This is a genomic window from uncultured Lactobacillus sp. (genome assembly GCF_902491705.1).
Classification (GTDB): Bacteria; Bacillota; Bacilli; order Lactobacillales; family Lactobacillaceae; genus Lactobacillus.
On the sequence record NZ_CABUIW010000024.1, the window covers coordinates 1 to 18,883 of the forward strand.

Annotated in this window: 25 protein-coding genes, 1 other RNA gene and 1 pseudogene; 8 read left to right on the forward strand and 19 right to left on the reverse strand. The window is 32.9% G+C overall.

Translation table 11 applies throughout. The annotated features are described in order from the left end of the window. Positions 1-142: 142 nt before the first annotated feature. The 6 genes and pseudogenes from RDN22_RS05960 to RDN22_RS05985 all read right to left on the reverse strand — a co-directional run bounded on the left by RDN22_RS05960 (position 143) and on the right by RDN22_RS05985 (position 5,324). Positions 143-1,307, reverse strand: a pseudogene (locus RDN22_RS05960) (MalY/PatB family protein). 7 nt (positions 1,308-1,314) lie between these two features. After that, a complete protein-coding gene (locus RDN22_RS05965; RefSeq protein ID WP_308556766.1) occupies positions 1,315-2,205 on the reverse strand; it encodes a DUF3737 family protein in 891 nt (296 codons plus the stop codon). Between the two features lie 448 nt (positions 2,206-2,653). Continuing rightward, positions 2,654-2,962, reverse strand: a complete 309-nt coding sequence (locus RDN22_RS05970) for a zeta toxin family protein (protein WP_308556767.1) — start codon at positions 2,960-2,962, stop codon at positions 2,654-2,656. Positions 2,963-2,973: 11 nt separating this feature from the next. Then, a complete protein-coding gene (locus RDN22_RS05975) occupies positions 2,974-3,147 on the reverse strand; it encodes a hypothetical protein (protein ID WP_308556768.1) in 174 nt (57 codons plus the stop codon). A gap of 141 nt (positions 3,148-3,288) precedes the next feature. Then, on the reverse strand, positions 3,289-4,377 hold the full coding sequence (locus RDN22_RS05980) for a tyrosine-type recombinase/integrase (RefSeq protein WP_308556769.1): 1,089 nt from the start codon (positions 4,375-4,377) through the stop codon (positions 3,289-3,291). Positions 4,378-4,559: 182 nt separating this feature from the next. Continuing rightward, positions 4,560-5,324 (reverse strand): helix-turn-helix transcriptional regulator, encoded by a 765-nt coding sequence (locus RDN22_RS05985; protein WP_308556770.1) that lies wholly within the window; start codon positions 5,322-5,324, stop codon positions 4,560-4,562. 171 nt (positions 5,325-5,495) lie between these two features. Here RDN22_RS05985 and RDN22_RS05990 point away from each other — a divergent pair, with 171 nt between their 5' ends. From RDN22_RS05990 to RDN22_RS06025, 8 genes are all read left to right on the forward strand, one after another. Next, positions 5,496-5,681 carry a DNA-binding protein gene (locus RDN22_RS05990; RefSeq protein WP_308556771.1) on the forward strand — a complete coding sequence of 62 codons (186 nt, stop codon included), beginning with the start codon at positions 5,496-5,498 and terminating at the stop codon, positions 5,679-5,681. Position 5,682: 1 nt separating this feature from the next. Further along, positions 5,683-5,964, forward strand: a complete 282-nt coding sequence (locus tag RDN22_RS05995; RefSeq protein WP_308556772.1) for a DNA-binding protein — start codon at positions 5,683-5,685, stop codon at positions 5,962-5,964. A 46-nt stretch (positions 5,965-6,010) separates the two neighbouring features. After that, complete coding sequence (locus tag RDN22_RS06000; protein WP_308556773.1) at positions 6,011-6,379, forward strand: HTH domain-containing protein; 369 nt, start codon at positions 6,011-6,013, stop codon at positions 6,377-6,379. Positions 6,380-6,388: 9 nt separating this feature from the next. Beyond that, positions 6,389-6,589 (forward strand): hypothetical protein, encoded by a 201-nt coding sequence (locus RDN22_RS06005; RefSeq protein WP_308556774.1) that lies wholly within the window; start codon positions 6,389-6,391, stop codon positions 6,587-6,589. A 68-nt stretch (positions 6,590-6,657) separates the two neighbouring features. After that, complete coding sequence (locus tag RDN22_RS06010; protein WP_308556775.1) at positions 6,658-6,885, forward strand: hypothetical protein; 228 nt, start codon at positions 6,658-6,660, stop codon at positions 6,883-6,885. A 105-nt stretch (positions 6,886-6,990) separates the two neighbouring features. After that, positions 6,991-7,629 carry a hypothetical protein gene (locus RDN22_RS06015; RefSeq protein WP_308556776.1) on the forward strand — a complete coding sequence of 213 codons (639 nt, stop codon included), beginning with the start codon at positions 6,991-6,993 and terminating at the stop codon, positions 7,627-7,629. After that, entirely contained in the window at positions 7,601-7,930 is a 330-nt protein-coding gene (locus tag RDN22_RS06020) for a hypothetical protein (protein WP_308556777.1), read from the forward strand. Before RDN22_RS06015 ends, RDN22_RS06020 begins: the two co-directional genes overlap by 29 nt. Before the next feature lie 484 nt (positions 7,931-8,414). After that, entirely contained in the window at positions 8,415-8,906 is a 492-nt protein-coding gene (locus RDN22_RS06025; RefSeq protein ID WP_308556778.1) for a hypothetical protein, read from the forward strand. Between the two features lie 521 nt (positions 8,907-9,427). On the opposite strand, the gene RDN22_RS06030 is transcribed toward RDN22_RS06025, so the two are convergent. The 13 genes from RDN22_RS06030 to RDN22_RS06090 form a co-directional block, all read right to left on the reverse strand. Beyond that, positions 9,428-9,922 (reverse strand): ArpU family phage packaging/lysis transcriptional regulator, encoded by a 495-nt coding sequence (locus RDN22_RS06030; RefSeq protein WP_308556779.1) that lies wholly within the window; start codon positions 9,920-9,922, stop codon positions 9,428-9,430. A gap of 795 nt (positions 9,923-10,717) precedes the next feature. Next, positions 10,718-11,086, reverse strand: a transfer-messenger RNA (tmRNA) gene (gene ssrA / locus RDN22_RS06035). A 51-nt stretch (positions 11,087-11,137) separates the two neighbouring features. Further along, positions 11,138-12,322 carry an acetate kinase gene (locus RDN22_RS06040; protein ID WP_308556780.1) on the reverse strand — a complete coding sequence of 395 codons (1,185 nt, stop codon included), beginning with the start codon at positions 12,320-12,322 and terminating at the stop codon, positions 11,138-11,140. 45 nt (positions 12,323-12,367) lie between these two features. Then, complete coding sequence (locus tag RDN22_RS06045) at positions 12,368-13,369, reverse strand: class I SAM-dependent methyltransferase (protein ID WP_308556781.1); 1,002 nt, start codon at positions 13,367-13,369, stop codon at positions 12,368-12,370. Positions 13,370-13,556: 187 nt separating this feature from the next. Further along, entirely contained in the window at positions 13,557-14,093 is a 537-nt protein-coding gene (locus tag RDN22_RS06050; RefSeq protein ID WP_308556782.1) for a ComGF family competence protein, read from the reverse strand. Then, entirely contained in the window at positions 14,053-14,322 is a 270-nt protein-coding gene (locus RDN22_RS06055) for a hypothetical protein (RefSeq protein ID WP_308556783.1), read from the reverse strand. The genes RDN22_RS06050 and RDN22_RS06055 overlap by 41 nt, the downstream gene beginning before the upstream one ends. Further along, positions 14,319-14,741 (reverse strand): type II secretion system protein, encoded by a 423-nt coding sequence (locus tag RDN22_RS06060; RefSeq protein ID WP_308556784.1) that lies wholly within the window; start codon positions 14,739-14,741, stop codon positions 14,319-14,321. The genes RDN22_RS06055 and RDN22_RS06060 overlap by 4 nt, the downstream gene beginning before the upstream one ends. Then, entirely contained in the window at positions 14,731-15,063 is a 333-nt protein-coding gene (gene comGC / locus RDN22_RS06065; RefSeq protein ID WP_308556785.1) for a competence type IV pilus major pilin ComGC, read from the reverse strand. Before comGC ends, RDN22_RS06060 begins: the two co-directional genes overlap by 11 nt. Positions 15,064-15,073: 10 nt before the next feature. Further along, positions 15,074-16,075 (reverse strand): type II secretion system F family protein, encoded by a 1,002-nt coding sequence (locus RDN22_RS06070; protein ID WP_308556786.1) that lies wholly within the window; start codon positions 16,073-16,075, stop codon positions 15,074-15,076. Continuing rightward, the gene (gene comGA, locus RDN22_RS06075) at positions 16,044-17,018 is read right to left on the reverse strand and encodes a competence type IV pilus ATPase ComGA (protein ID WP_308556787.1); all 975 of its coding nucleotides are present in this window, start codon (positions 17,016-17,018) and stop codon (positions 16,044-16,046) included. The genes RDN22_RS06070 and comGA overlap by 32 nt, the downstream gene beginning before the upstream one ends. Positions 17,019-17,203: 185 nt before the next feature. After that, a complete protein-coding gene (locus tag RDN22_RS06080; RefSeq protein WP_308556788.1) occupies positions 17,204-17,932 on the reverse strand; it encodes a YebC/PmpR family DNA-binding transcriptional regulator in 729 nt (242 codons plus the stop codon). 84 nt (positions 17,933-18,016) lie between these two features. Next, positions 18,017-18,538: a VanZ family protein gene (locus RDN22_RS06085; RefSeq protein ID WP_308556789.1), complete on the reverse strand. Its 522-nt coding sequence runs from the start codon at positions 18,536-18,538 to the stop codon at positions 18,017-18,019. Positions 18,539-18,671: 133 nt separating this feature from the next. Then, positions 18,672-18,857 carry a type Z 30S ribosomal protein S14 gene (locus RDN22_RS06090; RefSeq protein ID WP_308556790.1) on the reverse strand — a complete coding sequence of 62 codons (186 nt, stop codon included), beginning with the start codon at positions 18,855-18,857 and terminating at the stop codon, positions 18,672-18,674. Between the last annotated feature and the right edge of the window lie 26 nt (positions 18,858-18,883).

Below are 18,883 nucleotides of genomic sequence, written 5' to 3' on the forward strand. Positions count from 1 at the left end.
CCGCCCCAAATCTTAGGTCTAAAGTATGGGGTTAAAAATAATGGTTCCATTTAAATCACCTCACATAAAGTATATACTTTATCGCAATAAAAATGAAACCCTTTTCTTAAATATATGTCTATTTTTCGTTTTACATGTAAAGCTATTTGCTATACTTACTAATTCCTTCAGCTAAACGGTTTAACCCATCTTTAACCATTGCTAATGGACAAGCCAAATTGATTCTAATAAAGTCATGACCATTGCCGCGATAAATATCACCAACAGAAATAATTAAACCAGTTTCTTTTCTAATAAAATCAGCTAGTTTTTCTGAATCATTAGTAACTTGATGTACATCGATCCACATTAAATACGTAGCTGTACCCTGAATTATCTTAATAGCTGGAATCTTATCTTGGATGAATTTTAGCAGCATAATCAAAATTGGTATTTAATTGTACTTTTAATTCTTTAAGCCAGTTATGTCCTTCTTCATATGCGGCAATAGTTGCTGGAATAGCTAATAAATTAGGTTCAGCAACTTCATCACTGTTTAATCCGCGACTAACCATTTCACGCAAGTTTTCATCTGGAACAATGGCAGTAGCTGCATGAAGAGCAGCTACGTTAAATGTCTTACTTGGTGAAACAAGTGAAATTACGTTTTGCTTAGCTGGACCATTAACTGAAAATGCAGGTGTGTAATCAGGGCCTTTTCTGATCAAATCACCATGAATTTCATCTGAAAGAAGAGTCACATGATGCTTATGACATAAGTCTGCTAATTTTTGCACTTCTTCTGCTGTCCAAACTTTGCCAATTGGGTTATGAGGATTACAAAAAATCATTAAAGTAGTTAAAGGTTCCGCCAACTTTTGCTCTAAGTCCTGCCAATCAACCACGTAATTTTTACCGTCAAATTGTAAATCACTAGATAAAACGTGACGACCATTATTCAAAATAGAATTATAAAAAATATTGTAGACAGGTTCTTGGACCAAAACATTATCGCCAATATGTGAAATGCGCCGAACAATTGAAGAAATTGCAGGAACAACGCCAGTAGTAAAGATCATCCATTCAGTTTCAGGACGATGGTTGTGCTCAGTTTCATACCAATCAGCTACGGCATTAAAGTAGTCATCTTTAGGGAATTCATAACCAAAAGCACCTAATGCAACTTTTTTCTTCATTGCGTCAATTATTTCTGGTGCTGTTTTAAAGTCCATATCTGCAATCCACATTGGCAATTCGCCTGGTTTTACATCCCACTTAATCGAATCAGTATGTGTTCTATCTGGAGCATTTACAAAATCATATTGCATATTATCACTAGTCCTTTGGTTCTTGATTCATATCTGATTGATCAACTTTTTTACCAATATTTGGACAATCAATAATAGTGTTTGATGGATCAATCTTGTTAGGATCCATAATTAGAGTACCGATTTCAGGAGCAGATAACTTACCAGAAATTGGATTCTTTACACTATCAATCTTGGCATTCAATTCTACATTCATATTAGAAACCTTTTCAAAGGCTAAATCAGTATGAATGAGTGAACTGTTTTTAATTTCAAGTTGATCAATATAATTTAATCCTTGATCACTTTCAATTTTACAATTAATAAACTTAATGTTGTTAGTATTCCAAGCTAAATATTCACCATCAATAGTTGAATCGTAAATCACAACATTCTTACAATTCCAGAACGCATCTTTAGATACAAAAGTTGAATTATGAACTTCGATATTTTCTGCACCATCAAATACGTAGTTGCCTACTACGCTGACGTTATCAAGATAGATATTTTTACTATCTTTACCAAAATAATCACCATTAATTTGAGAATTAGTGATTCTAATGTTGTCGCAAGTCCACATTGTTTCTTCTGCATCAGCAAAATGAACATTATCCAAATTAATATGACTGGCTCTTCTAAACAATTTTGGAGCTTGCAATGCACTATTCTTAATTGAAATATTATTGGTGTACCAGATACCACTTCTAGACATCGTTTCAAAAGTAGTATTTTCCACTTTGACATTTTCATCATACCAAAGTGGATATTTCCATTTAAAAATTGAATTTTTCAGTGTAATATTCTTTGCTTCTTTTAAAGGAGATTCGCCTTCGCCAAAAGTAATGCCATCTAAATCAGCATCATTTAAGCCGTAAAGTATTCTTTCTCCTTCAAAATATTTATTCTTAATTTCTTTCATATTTTCTCCGCGTATTACTATTTTAATTCTGTCTATTATTTCTACGTTTATTGTACAAACTATCTCTAATAATGTTTAATACTTATTTTCATGGCTTATCCATACATAAAAGTTATTACTAATTTATTATTTTTTTAATTAAAAAAAGTCCTAGACATATTGTCTCAGGACTCCAACTCAAAGATGAAAAATCACCTATTAGTGTTTCTTATTCAATTCTTTTTGATCAATACTTATAGCACTTTTTGCCCACTTAGGAATTTGATCAATTTCCCTATTTATTACTTTCCCTTTTCGATCATACACCGTCTTAAACAAAATTGTATTGTCATATAATATGACTTCATCAAAGATTCTTTATATCTTTTCAGTATTAATTCTTTTGGCACTCCATGGCCACCCTTTACCACTCTATCATTTACACGTTTAATTGCTAATTCTGCATTATTTAATCCAATCCAACATATAATAGATGTATTTTATATCCATTAGCTTTAATTCTATCTATCAAACGTGTTGCTGATTTTTCACTTCCAGCAAAGGTTGTCTCTAAACTTATATCTTTTCCATCTTTCAAATTTTGCTTTAATATTTTTATTTCTAACAGCATAGCCTTAATATTTGTTCGTGGATCTCTCCAGTCCCAATCATTATCTCTAGCTATTTCATCAGCATTTATACGAACTGTATCTTTATACTTATATTGGTTATCTAAATAAAGAGTAGATTTACCTGCCCCATTAACTCCAGCATACAAATATATATTTTTTATAATACAAATTTAGAATTAATAGTTTTTTCTTGACGATGTTGCAAAAGTCGATCCGAAATTTCATACCAGAAATTTCTATCTTCAGCATTCTTAGCTTTTTTAATTTGTTCTTCTACTTCTTCTGGGTTCAAATCATACATAGTTTTTTCAAACTCTTTAATACTTGCCACGACTAAGCACCTCTTTAATAATATAAATAAAAAGGCACTTAGGTCCTCGCCTAAGTGCTTTATCTATGGAGATGAGGAGCACCTCAACCCCTTGTTATATCAAGTCTTAGGAGACTTTTTACGTCAATTTTACGTCATTTATTATAATTCACTCAATTTTGCAGTTATTAAGCTGTCATTTTTTGCCTTGTATTCATCAATTAAGTATGAATAAGTGTTTAATGTGATAGTTACATTTGAATGTCCTAACCTTTTGCTAATTGCGTAAATGTCTACGCCTTTACTAATCAAATAAGCAACATGAACATGTCTCAAAGAATGAAAGTGAAAACCTTGCTTGCTTATACCACTTTGCTTCATAATATTACGTAAGCATTTATTTAAAGCGGTGCTAGTTGGAATAGTGCCAAAAACATTTTTAAATATCATTGTTGAGTTATTAGACTTTAAATCGTCTAAGTATTGGAGCAATTCACGATTAACTGAAATTATTCTTTTGCTCTTAACTGTCTTAGTTGGTTTAAAGTCTTTTTTTGCATCGTCCCACGCCTTATTAATATTAATAGTGCCGTGTAGTTCGTCTATATCATTCCATGACAAGGCTTGTATTTCTTCTTTACGCATCCCTGTATAAAGTGCCGTTAATATCATGTAGCGACTTGTATTGTTCTTGTTTAGCCCCTCAATGGTGGCTTTTTTTAGTACCTTGATTTCATCGTTATTTAGATATTCAACTTTCAATTCTTTTTCCTTATTGTGGGTTAATTGAACGTTATGAGTGAAATCCTTGGCAATAATATCATCATCTATTGCATAGCTAACACATTGCCGAATAGCACCATTTAATTTAGAGACACTCTTCCAAGCGTGGTCTTTACCGTACCAGTTAATAAACTGCTGGTATTCAATCCGCTTAACGTCTCTTAGCTTCTTATTCTTGAAATAGTTTTGAATTACTTTATAAAAAATCAAATACCGCTTTTTAGTAATATCTGCTAATGAACTATTACCCTTATAAGTTTCATACCAGCGATTGTAGTAATCGGCAAAACTAATATCTTTCAAATTAATATTAACGGTGTCTAATTCTTTCTCTACCTTATCGGCTTCTTTGAGTGCATCCCTTTTGAACTTAAATTTGCCTACTGACTTTTGTCTTCTTTTGCCGTTCTTATCACGATAATAAGCATAACCGTAATAGCCGTTCTTAGTTGGTTTTACATAACTCATAGTACTTTTTACCTCGTTTATTTAGTCCATTTGGTAGCGTGGGTATTAAAACGAGAAAATAAAAAGCTACATCATTAGGGATGCAACACAATAGCAAACGGTAGCAAGATTAATAATCATTTTTATATGGAAGTCGTGGAATACGGCTTTTTTTATGCTGAAGTTATTTTGATTTGAAATAACTAATCTTTATATGCCCGCTTTTGAACTATATCCCAAAATTGCTTAGACTTTATTCTATTTTCGCTAGCCTTTTTTATTTCTTCACTAGTTCTATTAGGGATTGGTGTATTATCAAATTCATTTTGAACTTCAGAAACCGTTGATTTAAAGCTAGAACTACTTTTCTCTAAAAAGCTCAAATAATTTTGCAATATATTAGCTACTAAATTAAGCAAACTAACATAATCAAGATTTACAGGCTTAGAAGTAATTAACCACACTACTGGATCGTTAATAGTAAATATTCCTCCAAACATTTTCTCCCAAAATTCAAAATCGTTATACGTTTCTTTGGAAAGTCGGCGATGCTTTAAACTTATTTTTCCCCATCCAATTAACACATCAAAACTACATAAAAAAATATCATTCATAGCTTTTTGTTCATCTTGCCATTGTTTAATTTCATCAATACTAGATGTATAGGGGTCAAATATTTCATACACTTTTTTCTCACTAAATTCATTTATATAGCTTTTTTGAATACACAAAATTATTTCTTTGTTACTTACTGCACCTTGTAAAACTATTGGCGTAGTATTCATAAAATCAGCAAGACTAGCCCACATCTTTTCAGTAGGATTATTTAGCCCATTTTCCCAACGTGAAAAAGTGGCTGGTGTTATAGGCTTTAATTTTCTTTTTGCTAACCATTTGTTAAAAGAATTAACAAAAGACTTCTGTGTTAATCCTGTTCTTTTTCTAAAATATTTTATTCTATTTTCCATTAAATAACCCCCCTTTTTTAAACTCTATTATACATAAACATTTGATAATAATTACAAAAATGTGCAATTATTTCATGTTTAGTATTGAATTACATATTTATGTAATATATAATCGAATCAAAGTTTGAATTACAAATATTTGTAATTTTTATAGATTGAGGTGAAAAAAACATGATCGAATATCTAACATTTAAGCAAGCCATGAAGTATATGGGGTTTAACTCTTATGACAGCTTAAGAGAAATTATTAAATTAGGCTTACCAGTCATCGAGTTTGGTAAATCAAAGCGAATTAGTAAAAGCGCTATTGATAAGTTTATGAAAGAACATCAATCAGTAATGAAAGAAGCTAAATAACATGGACGCAATAAAAATGGAGCTACCAAGCGAATTGAAAGACGCTATAACCCAAACTATAGGGGATGCACTCCAAACCACAGTTAAGGCAATCAAAGAAGAAAATAGTTTTCCGCCCTATATGAACCAAAAAATGGCAGCCACTTATTTACATGTAGCGCCCGCTACGTTAATTAAGTGGGAAAAGCATTATGCTGACTTCCCTGTTATTGTCGTTGACGGTGTGAAGAGATACCCAAAATCATCCCTTAACAAATGGATGCAATCAAGAAAAAGAAAATAGTTAAGCGTTTGGTAGCGTGGGTATTGAAATGAGAAAGAGGTAAACAATGGAACATTTAGAGGTTGTAGAAATAGCCAAACACAGAGATAGAATGCTAAACACTAGCATTCCTTTAGACCCAAAGGCAAAAAGTTTATTAAATATTCTCAAGTTTCATATTGGACGTAAGAATGGAATTTCAAATAAAGAACTAGCTACAGCATTAGGTACTACGGTTCGATTAGTGACTAATTACTTCAATGCTTTACGTGTTCGCGGTTATCCTGTTTGTTCTGAATCTGGTAAGGGCTATTGGTGGGAAAATGACCGATACCAATATGACAAATGGTTAAAAAGACAAGAAAACACCATTAAGCGAAAACAAGAAATGAACCAAGCTCAAAGAAATAGCATGGATAAATATTTTAAGAATTAGAGGTTTTAAATGAAAGAATTGAAAATAATGTATGCTCCCTTCGTTGAACAAGAGGGCTATCTTGAAATTAAAAAAGGCGCTTACTATTTGTTAATTAACAAGAACTTGACCACTAAAGAAATTAGCAAAATTGAAGCGTGGGCTATTAACAAAGTACTGGAAGAAACAAAAAAGCTCGCAACTATTGGCGTAGTTACGAGCAGTAAGTAAAAATCATACCAAAAATTTTTACACGTAAATTATAGCAAAAAAGATTTAACTAGAAAGAAGAGCCTAATATGTTTAGCAAAGAATTTAACAGAAACGATAAAGAAATGACCAAAACCATTAAGGAATTAAAAGAAACCATTGAATGTGCTGAAAATGAGGGCGTAGACATTGTAGACGGTGTAACCTACCCCACTTCATACCTTTGGCGTAATGCTGCAGAATTAGCCCTTAAATTGGCAAATATCCAAGACTGGTTTGATAGAGATTACTACAAAGACGATAAGCAAGACAAATAAACAAAAAGAATGAGTAATAATAAATCACTCACTCAAAGAAACACATGACCCAAATATTTTAAAGCATCCCTTTGAGGGTGCTTTTTTAATAAATGAGGTTCACAAATGAATAAAAGCCAAAAAATCAAAACCCTATCTAACAAGCAGGTAGAGGGTTTCAAAAAGAGACCTTTTGATAAAAATAATATTTGTGAAATTAGTTTAGATAGAATCACGATAAACGGTAAATTTCACGCGGAACAATATAGAACTCAACTAAAAGAAAACCATTGGATACAGCAAGGCAAAGAAATAGACCATAGACCGCAAAAATTTGGATTAAAAAGGATTAGTGAAGATGGTGAATTATTGGCAAAAGAAAACATTGCTACTTTGATAAGAAATAAGGGTAAAAATAAGGCTAATCAAGCTAGTTGGAGGTTAGATACATCAAACCACATTGAAAATGAAGCGGAAAAAACAAGAATACTCAATATTATTAATCTATTTGAAGAGCCACGCATAACAAGAATAGATATAGCAATAGATTTTATTAACTTTGATAATTCGGATATGAATTATAGGTTTTATAAGCCCAACGTAAAAAAATATTATTGGTGTGGTCGTGATGGAAGTATTGAAACTATTTACTGTGGAAGTAGTTCATCAAAATTGTATTACCGCTATTACAACAAGCTTAAGGAACAAACCACGAAAAAGAAGAAAATCACTTCTAGTGCTAAAAGGCAAAAAAAACGCGCTTAATTGGTTAACAGAGACCAAAAAAGCGTTGAATTGGTTTAAATATCCTAGTTTGAAGAAATTAGCGAATAAAAACTTGAAGCAATTTCTAACCCTCAATAGTTTACTACACTATCCGCAATATTTTAATACCAGTCACCTTTCAAAAAGAATGAACGCAAAGTACAGAAAGATATTAAAAGGCAATGAATTAAACGGCTATGGTAGCGAATATTCAAGCGCTGGTATGATTATGTTAGAAAAACAAAAAGACCGCTTAGAACAAGAAATAAACAGTTATTTAGGCAATTACTGGAAGAAATAGTATAAGCAAAATTAACAAGTTAGTTCATTTACTAGCTTGTTTTTATTTAATGCTTGTATCCATTGTAGCAATTAAGAAACCTTAAGTTTTTTGGCTATCATGCACACATTAATATATTTGAGTGCGTTTCAATGCTAACAAATGCTAAGGTATTGGAGAAAAAAGTACCTTTTTGGCACATTTTAAGCCTTATTAAGCCCTTTTTGTGTCTTTAGAGCGTTATCGCTGAAATGGTTATAACGTCAATTAGGGATGCAACCATTTAACCATTGTGCCTATAGATACGGTGGTTCTAACTTGGTGCATAAAAGTGCAGTATATGAGATTTCAACAAATGCTACTTATTAGCACAATCAAGCCGAAAAATAGCATTTTATTAATTAGCATCATGCACCCTTTTATAATTAAGTGAATCCATTTGAAGCATGTATTTTCCGACTTAACTCGGAACTTAAAACAAAAACAATGAAAGAAGAATAGCAACATGAGTAAATCTAAAACAAATGACCCCTTTTTAAAATTGAATAAATATCAACAAACCCTAATTAGATTAGACTTTGAGGGCAATTATACAAATAAAGAGATAGCCCCTAAAATTAATTTAAAAAATGAAACTACCGTATCACATTGGAGAAAAAGTAAATGGTATAAGCCAGCGTATGACGCTTATGTTAATAGACAAATTAATGGAAAAATAAAAAGTAAATCTATTAGAACATTAGTTAAGTTACTAGATGCTAAGTCCGAGATGGTTAGGTATAATGCGTGTGTGACAGTATTAAAAATGTGCGGAGCATTTAGCGAAAACTCAAACCCGTTACTTGATAAAGCAAAATTAAGAAATTTGAATGCTAAAACAGAAATATTAGAGGCTAAACTTAAACAGATACAAGAGGGCAAGAGTTTAGATGGTGTAACAATTCAATTCATACGTTCAAATAGAGAAAACATAAAAAGGAATGCAATTAAGAAATGAATCAAAAAAGAGACATAAACAAAGATATTAAATCAAAAAAGAGACATAAACAAAGATATTAAATCAAAAATCAGTGATATTGCATTAAATAGCTTCACTCTTGAGGATGCTACAAACGCTTTATATAGTTTTGCAATAAATATTGACCCAAAAACCGTTAAAAAAGAAGAGTTAGCAGGTTTATGCGGTCTTATTAAGTCGGTTAATGAGTTAGCAAAAACAACGGCTTTAATGGTTGATGATTTAACCGTTTAGCATTTAGCAAGGAACGAAAAGCAAACTAAAAACAAAAGATTAAATATTGTTATATTAGTATTTCAAGCTTGTTTTAAAACGAAAAGCAAACTAAAAAGAACGCAATAATAAGCAAGAAATAGTCGTGTTTTGATAATTGATAATATTGCTACATTGCTTATCATTATTGAATTGAAGCGCGTTTGCCAGCCAATTAATATTTACTACAAAAAATAAGAGTGCATCCTTAACGGAATAGCACCCTATTTTTATATTTGAAATAGTTTTCAATCATAAATTGGCTTAACTATACGACCGAATTTATTAATTAATGGCTCTTTATATACGACTAATTTTATTGATGGCTCTAACTTGCTAATTTTTTGGGAGCACTGAAAACGTTGAGCAAACTCTAACAAAGCTTCATTCATCTTGGTAGCGGTTCGTGAATTTGAATATTGAATCTTTAATGCTATTTGTTGGGAAGTTAAACAATTAATGTATTTATCAATAATGATGGTTTTATACGGCTTTTTAGGTGTATCTGTCAGCAAGTTAATAGCATCAGAGACACATTTTATAATTTGTTCCGCATAGAAAATATTCATCATGAACGAATCATTATTATTTATATTGCTACCTTTTGGCAAACCATCAATAATAGGGCTTTTAAGGTCAAAACGATGCTTACCGCTTAAATTAATATATTTGTCTAACTCTTTATCAAAGAATCTTCTTGTTTTGCGCAGTGTCTCTTTTTTGTCTATTTCTGGTAAAAACATAATAAAAGCCCTCACTTTTTATAATTAACTATGAATACAGTTTCATTATGACTTATTATTATATCTTTTTGCATTTAATTAACTTGTTAATTCTTTGCTGTAGTCAATGGTTTTAGTTATAAGCACTTTTAATTGCTTACACGTATAATCACACTACAAAAAATAAAAAAGGCTCTAAAGCTAAAATATTAGCCGTGTTTTGATTATTTAAAATACTAAGGTCTAACGCAATTTAACGTAAAAAAGCCCCCCTTTTTAAGGACTTAAAACAATAATAGAAGCGTTGATATTGTTGAGATAAACTAGCATTATTTAAAATTAGCAATTACGCCTAAAAGGGATGCTAATTAATCGGACAACTAATATTAATAAAATTATCTTTAATGGCTTTATATAGCCTTTTGCAGTCATTCTATTTAACTAAAAAAGGCTTTTAAAGTCCGCTTATGTCCGCTACATCAAGGGCTCGCTTTTTTCTTAGAAAAATGCTAACTTTATCAACTTAAAGCCGAATCCAAAAATGGATTGGTTAAATAAGAAACACATTTCTTTTTCATTGCTGAAAACTAAGCAGTGAAATATTTCCATTTTTGCGTCAATTTGCATCAATCTAATTAAATTAGGCAATAAAAAAACCACCTAAAACGGTGGTTTAATCACGCTACCAAACGCTTTTATTTTTACGTCAATTTTACGTCAAAACTTAAATTAAATACGTTTTATAGCATTTACAAAAAAATAGGAATGCTGTTAAATCAACGATTTAAGCACTCCTATAATTCAATGAATCTTCAAAAATGGAGATGAGGGGAATTGAACCCCTGTCCAAACGCATCTCGTCACTGACCTCTACGATCATAGTTATATTACTTGAACTTCACTAGTCCAAAACGCCATATAACAGGGCTAGTATGGACTAGCTAACCTGTTAAGACTCTTTTCAACTATTCAGGTGAGGTAGTTAAACGTAACTCGCTAAAGTTGATACTCGAAGACCAGTCACGAGTAAACCGGTCAAGAGCAACGCATGCGCTAAATTAAGCAGCTAATGCGTAAGAATTTTTATTATTTGCAGTTATATTTAACTGTAACGTTTTTACGTAGACGTAACCTACGAACCGCAGTCAATGCGGGTCTACGCCTGTCGAATCCCAAAACATCCCCTTGAGACTCTATTATTGTAGCATAGACCACCATAATGTGCGACTAAAAAGCTTAATTAATATGAGTTAAGCGAACAACATCACGTTCAATGATCAATTCTTCATTTGTAGGAATAACCATTGATTTAACCTTAGAATCTGGTTTAGTAATGAAGCCTTCGCTTACTTTTTCGTTAGCTTCATAATCTGGCTCTACGCCCATGTACTTGAAGGCATCCATTACAGCCTTACGTACACCCATGTCATGTTCACCAATACCGGCAGTAAAGATAATTGCATCTACACCACCCATTTCGGCAATGTATGAACCAACATAGCGAATAATACGGTTAATAAAAATATTTCTTGCTAACTTAGCACGATCGCTATTGCTTTCTCTAACATCACGCATGTCTGGTGAAATACCAGAAAGACCAAGCAAACCTGATTTATGGTTCAAAATGTGAATCATTTCATCCATTGATTTATGTTCAACATGCATTAAATGTTGGATAAGAGATGGATCAATATCACCTGAACGTGTAGCCATAGTGATACCGGCAATTGGACTAAAGCCCATTGAAGTATCATATGATTTTGCATCTTTAACAGCAGTAATTGATGCACCTGAACCCAAGTGGCAGATAATCAACTTTAAGTCCTTAAGGTCTTTACCAAGCATTTCTGCAGCACGAGGAGCAGTATAGCGAATTGAAGTACCATGTGCACCATATTTACGTACGCCATATTTTTCATAGTATTCATATGGAAGAGAATACAAATAATGTACTGGATCAAGAGCACGGTGATAAGTTGTATCAAATACAGCAACTTGAGGGACATTTGGCAATACATTCATAAATGCTTCAATACCACGGCCTTCTGCTGGGTTATGAAGTGGAGCATAATCTTCCAATTCATAAATCTTAGGAAGATTTTCCTTGGTAATAATGGTTGAATCTTTAAAATATTCACCACCATTAACTACACGGTGACCTACTCCAACAATTTCATTTAAATCTTCGACAACATTAAATTGTTTCAAGAATTTAATTAATAAACTAACTGCGGCTTCTTGATCAGGAATTTCTGTTTTTTCAACGTGATCAGTTCCATCAGCCAATTTAATTTCAAATGAAGCATCAGCAAGACCCACACGGTCAGCCATTCCCTTTGCAATTACCTTTTCATCTGGCAAAGAAAATAACTTGTACTTGAATGATGAACTACCAGAGTTGATTGCCAAAACTTTTTTCATAAAAATAATTTCCCCTACTTTCAATAAAGTTATATGCTTTACGAATTAATGATTGATTTTAGTATACCACTCGTTCAATTTCACATTAAACTGAACCAAAGATTGTTCTTTCTTTAATGAATCCAATTTGGTCAATAGAACTTCACTAGGCTTAGCTTTTGAACCATGATTTTGGAAAACAAGAATTGATCTTTGATTAAATTTATTTCTAAACATGTCATCAGGCAATTCTACAATAGCCTTTAAGTATACTTTTTTAGTCAACCATGGCATGAAATCTGCACCGATTTTGCCAGACAAAATTGACTTAGGAACAACTAAGAAAGCATAACCGTCTGGTTTAAGGTTCTTGATAATTTGTTCAATTAATAATAAGTGAGCAAATGAGTGGCCTTTCTTAGCTTGGTTTTCAAAGTTCTTAGCATTTTCATCTATTGGATAATAACCGATTGGCAAATCACTGACAATTGCATCAGCATTTGGACACATCCAAGGCATTAAGGCATCTTGGCAATATAGTTCAATATCAACATCATTTAAATGAGCTGCAACATCAGTTAAGTTGAGCATTTCTTCATCATTATCAATACCAACTAATTGATAGTTGTCTTTAGAGTGATTCAAAGCCTTTAATTGAGAAATGATTGAGAAAAGCAAGATTCCTGTACCAACTGCTGGATCAACGATTTCCATCTTTTCATCTTTGAGCAATTTATGCATAAGCATTGCAATAACAGTAGAAATAGCTGGTGGTGTTGGCATATGGTTAGCATCAAGGCCATCATCATTAATTGCTTTTAAAGTCAAAAAAGTAAATACTTGTGCTTTATCTTTTTGACTAATATTTTCATAGTCAAGTGCTTGATACTTCTTACTTAATTCTTCAACAGTCTTTTCATCTGGTGCGCCATTTTCAACTTTTATCTTGCCTTGTTCTAAGTTATCAAAGGTTTCAACCAATGCTTCTGTAAATGAAACATTCAATGCATTTTGCAAAGTTTGTACGCAATCTAAAAATTGATTAAAAAGTTTTTCAAAATTTTCCATCTAGTAGCCCTCCATTCATTACCTTAATATTTTAAAGAAAGGCAAGTTGAGGTGCAAGGAAAGTCATTCATTCACTAAATATTTAATGATCAAGATATTGTTCTCCATACTAGATAAATAGATATCTTGATACATTTTAATAAATAGCAATGTAGTAACTAAAACTAAGATGCTACTTAAAAACGCGCTACCTTTTACTTTTGATTTCTTTTTCATTCTTTTTAACATCCTCATCTGGTTCCTCATCAAGCTGAAAGACTAGCTCAGATTCTCCTTTATTGTATTCATTGATTCGAATGATGATCTTATCTTTTTTGGTAAAAAATCTAGCACTTTTCACGTTAAAGATTAACGGCATATAGCCTCCACCTGCAGATTTAGAAACTTTTAGAACACGTTTTGGCAAATAATACTCTATCCGGTATTCTTCTTCACTACCATTTTTATTTACTTTTACAAAAGCTGCCTTTCGATCTTGCGAGCCATTTTTAACAGGATAAACGAGCTTAGTATCTTCGTCATGCAGATAACGATCTAATTGCACATACGCATAAGCCACTTCATTCATATGCTGATTCTCACTCAAGTTAGCTTGCTTAACGCTCATTAATAAGTTTTGCAAAATAAACAAAACTAGCATTGTTACAAATAAAGAAAAAATCGCTTCACCCAGCATAAAGCCTTTAGTTTTTAACTGAGAATTTTTGTTTTGCATCCCGATCATAAACATAGTTATGCCCTGCCTTCTCATAAATTCGATCATGAACCATCACTTGATCTAAATTGCTTTCTTTTAAAACATGGTAGGCATATGCACGATCTGTTTTTAGTTCAATTTCTTTTCCATTTTTTTGGCTTTCACTAACTGTCAAATATAGACAAATTACGGCAGTCGTTGCAATAAACAGTGCAATAACGCTTTCTGCCATTAAGAATCCTTTTACTTTTTTCATTTTGGCACACGTCCCCAAAGCATTTGATATTTCACACTTTTCTCCATTCCATAGCCTGAAAATGTCACTGTACCAGGTGATGAATAACCATGTTGATCAAAGTGAAATCGATTGATACCTGATATTTTCATATTTTTGTCTATATCAATTCTCTTACGGCATGTTGGACCACTTAATTTAAGATAATGAGAGCTTTCTGAAAAATTAATCAATACCCCTTCACCTGTAATAGTACCGATTCGTGAAGCTTGATCTAGTGCTGTAGCAACTTCTCTAACTGTATTATCGAAAATTAAGCGTTCTTGATATTTTTTAAGATGCAAGCTGCCTATCAGCAATATGCCACAACAGATTCCTAAGGTAACCAATGTCTCAACTAAGGAAAAAGCGGATAGATTATTTTTGCTTTTAATCAACATTGCTTATTTTTATGCCCTTATCAGTTGCTTTAACTAATTGATCCTTAGTTATATAGCCTGCTTTTTCCAGTGTCTCTAGATTAGCAGGCTTTTTTCCTTCATTATTTTCATACAATTGAATTTGTGTTTGCAATGTAGTTTTAAATGCATCCATAGTTTTTTCATCTGCTTTTTGCTTTTGACCAATCAAATTCGGCACAATTAACAAAATTAAAATTACGATAATTGCAATTACAACTACCATTTCAATCAAGGTAAAACCTTCTTGACGACGGCTTTTTGCTAAAATATTCAATAAGTATTTCTTTAGTTTCTTTTTCATTACTTTTCTCCTAAATGCCTTGCATCATCGAATACATAGGCAGCAATAATTTTAAATACATCCCAATAATGCAAACGCCGATTAAAATAAAACAAATCGGCTGAATATTTACGACTAATTTTTCAATTTTCTCTGTTAAATCAAGAAACAAACTACGCCCTAAAATTAAGCACCTTTGACTCAAATTTTTTCTTTCTGAACCTGTCTTAAGCAAAATCAATAAACTATTGGGCAAAAATTCTTCTTGTTTAACAATTTCTTCTAAATTCTTTCCTTCAGCTAGTTGACCGCCAACTTTTTGACCTAATGCCTGCTGCAAAGATCCTTCTTCTTGCTCTGAAGCATATTCGCACATTCTTTGAAGTGAAAAACCACTTGCAAGGAGCATCCCGATATCATAAACCAGCAAATAATTCACATACAGTGCTATAACCGGCCCGATTATTGGATACTTCGTCAAATTCTTCATCGAATCATAATCTTGCTTATTCAATAGCGTTATAATGCGGACTAAAAAATAAATTCCAATTAGCACTAAACCGATCAATAGCAGCATTACCAAGTCTCCAGAATGTTCACTAGTATCACTAAATTGCGTAGAGATAAAAGATTGCATAAAAACTAGCAAAACCGTCATCATAATCGCTAGTACAAAAGGGTAAGACAATTCTGAGCGCAATTTTTTAATCTGTTCTTGCTTCAATCGATTTAAAGTAGCCAGCTGACTCAAGCACTCCGTTAAATTTCCTTGTTGTAAAGCCAAGTTAGCCTGGGTAACTGTTGTTTTAGAAAAACCTAATTTAAGCAGTTCACTACTAAAATTAGCTCCTTCTTTCATCCTAGTAGCCAATTTTTCCATCAAGTTCTTTTTCTTAGGCCAAAGAGCTGGCATTAGTTCAATCGAATTAATTAATGAAAATCCATTATCCAAGCTATGCTTTAAATAATCTAAAAAGGCTAGCTGTTCTTCACCATTAAGCTTATCCTTGACGGAACTCCCAATATACTTCATCGCTAATCATTCCTCCTTTCTGCAATAAACTCATATTCTTTTCCCAGTCAATAAATTCACCGCGAAATTCTTGTTCTATAGCATCTTTTAACACTTTGCCACTTGCAATATCCATTAAACATTTAGTCTGATTATGACTAGTCATCAAACGCTGATATGAAACTGCAGTTAAGCAGTTGGCTAGCTCATCTTTTCTAATGCCTAATCCTTCCAATCTAGATATTGTCTGTAGCGTACTCTTGGCATGCACTGTTGCAAATACCAAATGCCCACTTAATGCCGCATCTACTGCAAGACGAGCTGTTCCAGCATCGCGGATTTCTCCAATAATTAAGATATCTGGTCGATGGCGCAACGCAGCTTTCAACAAACTTTGATAATCAATTCCGGCTTCATTATTGACCTGTGATTGTAAAAAAGTGGCTTCATGAACTTCAACAGGATCTTCAATCGTCATTACGACCTTATTCTTGCCCATTTCTTTAGCAACTTCATACATTGTCGTAGTCTTACCAGAACCAGTCGGGCCACTTGTAATAATCAAGCCTCGGCGCAAAGCCAGACTTTTAATGATATTCATCTGTTCACTCATAAAATATTGGCTATGCTCAATGCCATAAATAATTCTGACTACTAATGATTCTTGATCAGAAAAATCGCCTAAACTAGATAGTCGCAAATAATATTCTTGATCATTTGCATTAAATATCATCGCACCAACTTGCGGGCGACGATGTTCTGCAATATCCATTTGTGCGCTATACTTCAAGAAATTGATAATCTCTTGTCCTTCAGTTATTGGAAAAGACTTTTGTCTTTCAACACCTTTACTAGTTCTAAATTCCACCACAGTTTCTTTTCTCTTCGGGAAAAAGAAAATATCACTGACTTTATTTGCCACAGCAGAAACAAGCAAATTATTGATGATCTCTTTTGTTTTCATAAAAACCTCCTTTTTTACCTCACACTATTTATTACGCAAAAAAAGGGCGTTTTTTTCTGAGAAAAACAAAAAAATTTGCAAACAGCTAAAAATGTTAATTTAAAGCCATTTGCAAATTAAGTAAATATTAAATCAAAGCATAAAAAAATAGCTTAATCAAAATGATCAAGCTATTTTTGTTTTAATTAGTCTTCATCAGCTGCAGCAGTGTAAACGTTTTGAACATCGTCACTATCTTCCAAAGCATCGATTAAGTGTTCAAATTGTTCCTTCTTATCTGCTGGAACAGGAGTGGTGTTTTGTGGAATCATAGTTAATTCAGCATCAGCAAGCTTGTAACCATCCTTGATAAGAGCGTCACGAACTGATGCAAATTCCTTAGGATCAGTGTAAATTTCGTATGCGTCATCACTGGTTTGTAAATCATCGCCACCAGCGTCTATAACATCAAGCAACATTTGATCTTCATCAGCATCAGTAGTTGAACGGTCAATTACGATGTAGCCTTTACGGTCAAACATGTATGCAACTGAACCAGTAGCACCAAGTGAGCCACCATTACGAGTGAATGCAACACGAACATCTGAAGCAGTACGGTTCTTGTTATCAGTCAATGCTTCTACAAAGACAGCAACACCACCTGGAGCGTAGCCTTCGTAAGTGATTTCGTCGTAGTGTTCTTCTGATCCACCTTCGGCCTTCTTGATCGCACGCTTGATGTTATCCTTAGGCATGTTGTTTGAACGTGCCTTATCAATTACCATACGTAATGTAGGATTCCCATCAGGATCAGGACCACCACTCTTTGCAGCCATGTAAATTTCACGAGATAACTTTTGGAAAATTTTACCTCTCTTTGCGTCTTGCGCATTCTTGCGGCCTTGAATATTGTGCCATTTTGAATGTCCTGACATAAGGATCCTTCTTTCTTTTTTCTAATATTAATTAACGTTATTATCTTAACTCACAGTACTCAAAAATTCAATGGTGTCAAATATTTAAACTGATTTTTTATTGGTAAAATATTTGTTTTTGATAAATAGTACAATCATTACCAAAACAATTGCACAAAATGCACCTGTTCCATCAAGCATAACGTCGTGTACGCTAGGGGTTCGATCCCCAGTTAAAAATTGGTGATATTCATCAAATGCTGCTAAAGCAATTGTAATTAGCCAAGTCAAAATTGGTGCTACCCATTTAATCTTAAAAATGCGACGCATCCCCAAATAACCAAAACCACCTAGCAAAAAGTAGGAACCAAAGTGTGCCATTTTTCGCAATACAAACTGAGCTAGACCTGCTCTGCCATCTACTTGAACATTATGAACTCGTCCGCCATAAGTAAAATTCCAGCCTGAAACGATATTTTCCAGCCAACCAAATTTGCTATTCATGACCCCTTTATGGAGTTCTTGCTGCTGGTAAGTCATCGAACTAGAAACAAACAACATCACCAGCACAGCTAAGGCCAACAATAAAAATATTTTTTCCCATTTAGTAAAGTGAAACTTATTCATTAAAATTTTTCCTATCCAATCTTATCTCTGTGTTTACTTTACCAAAAATAAGGCTAACTAATTGATAAGAAAAAATAAATTTCGACAAAAAAAGCCCGAATAATAATCAGGCCTGCTATATATTAGAAAAATTTTACCAGCTAGCTTTCTTAACGCCAGGAAGTTGGCCCTTATGAGCTAAATCTCTCATGCATTCTCTGCAAAGACCAAACTTGCGGTAAACAGAATGTGGTCTACCACAGCGTTCACAACGTGTGTATTCTCTAGTTGAAAATTTTGCTACTTTTTTATTACGAATAATTTGTGATGTTTTTGCCATAAAAACCTCTATCTATGTTTTCTAAC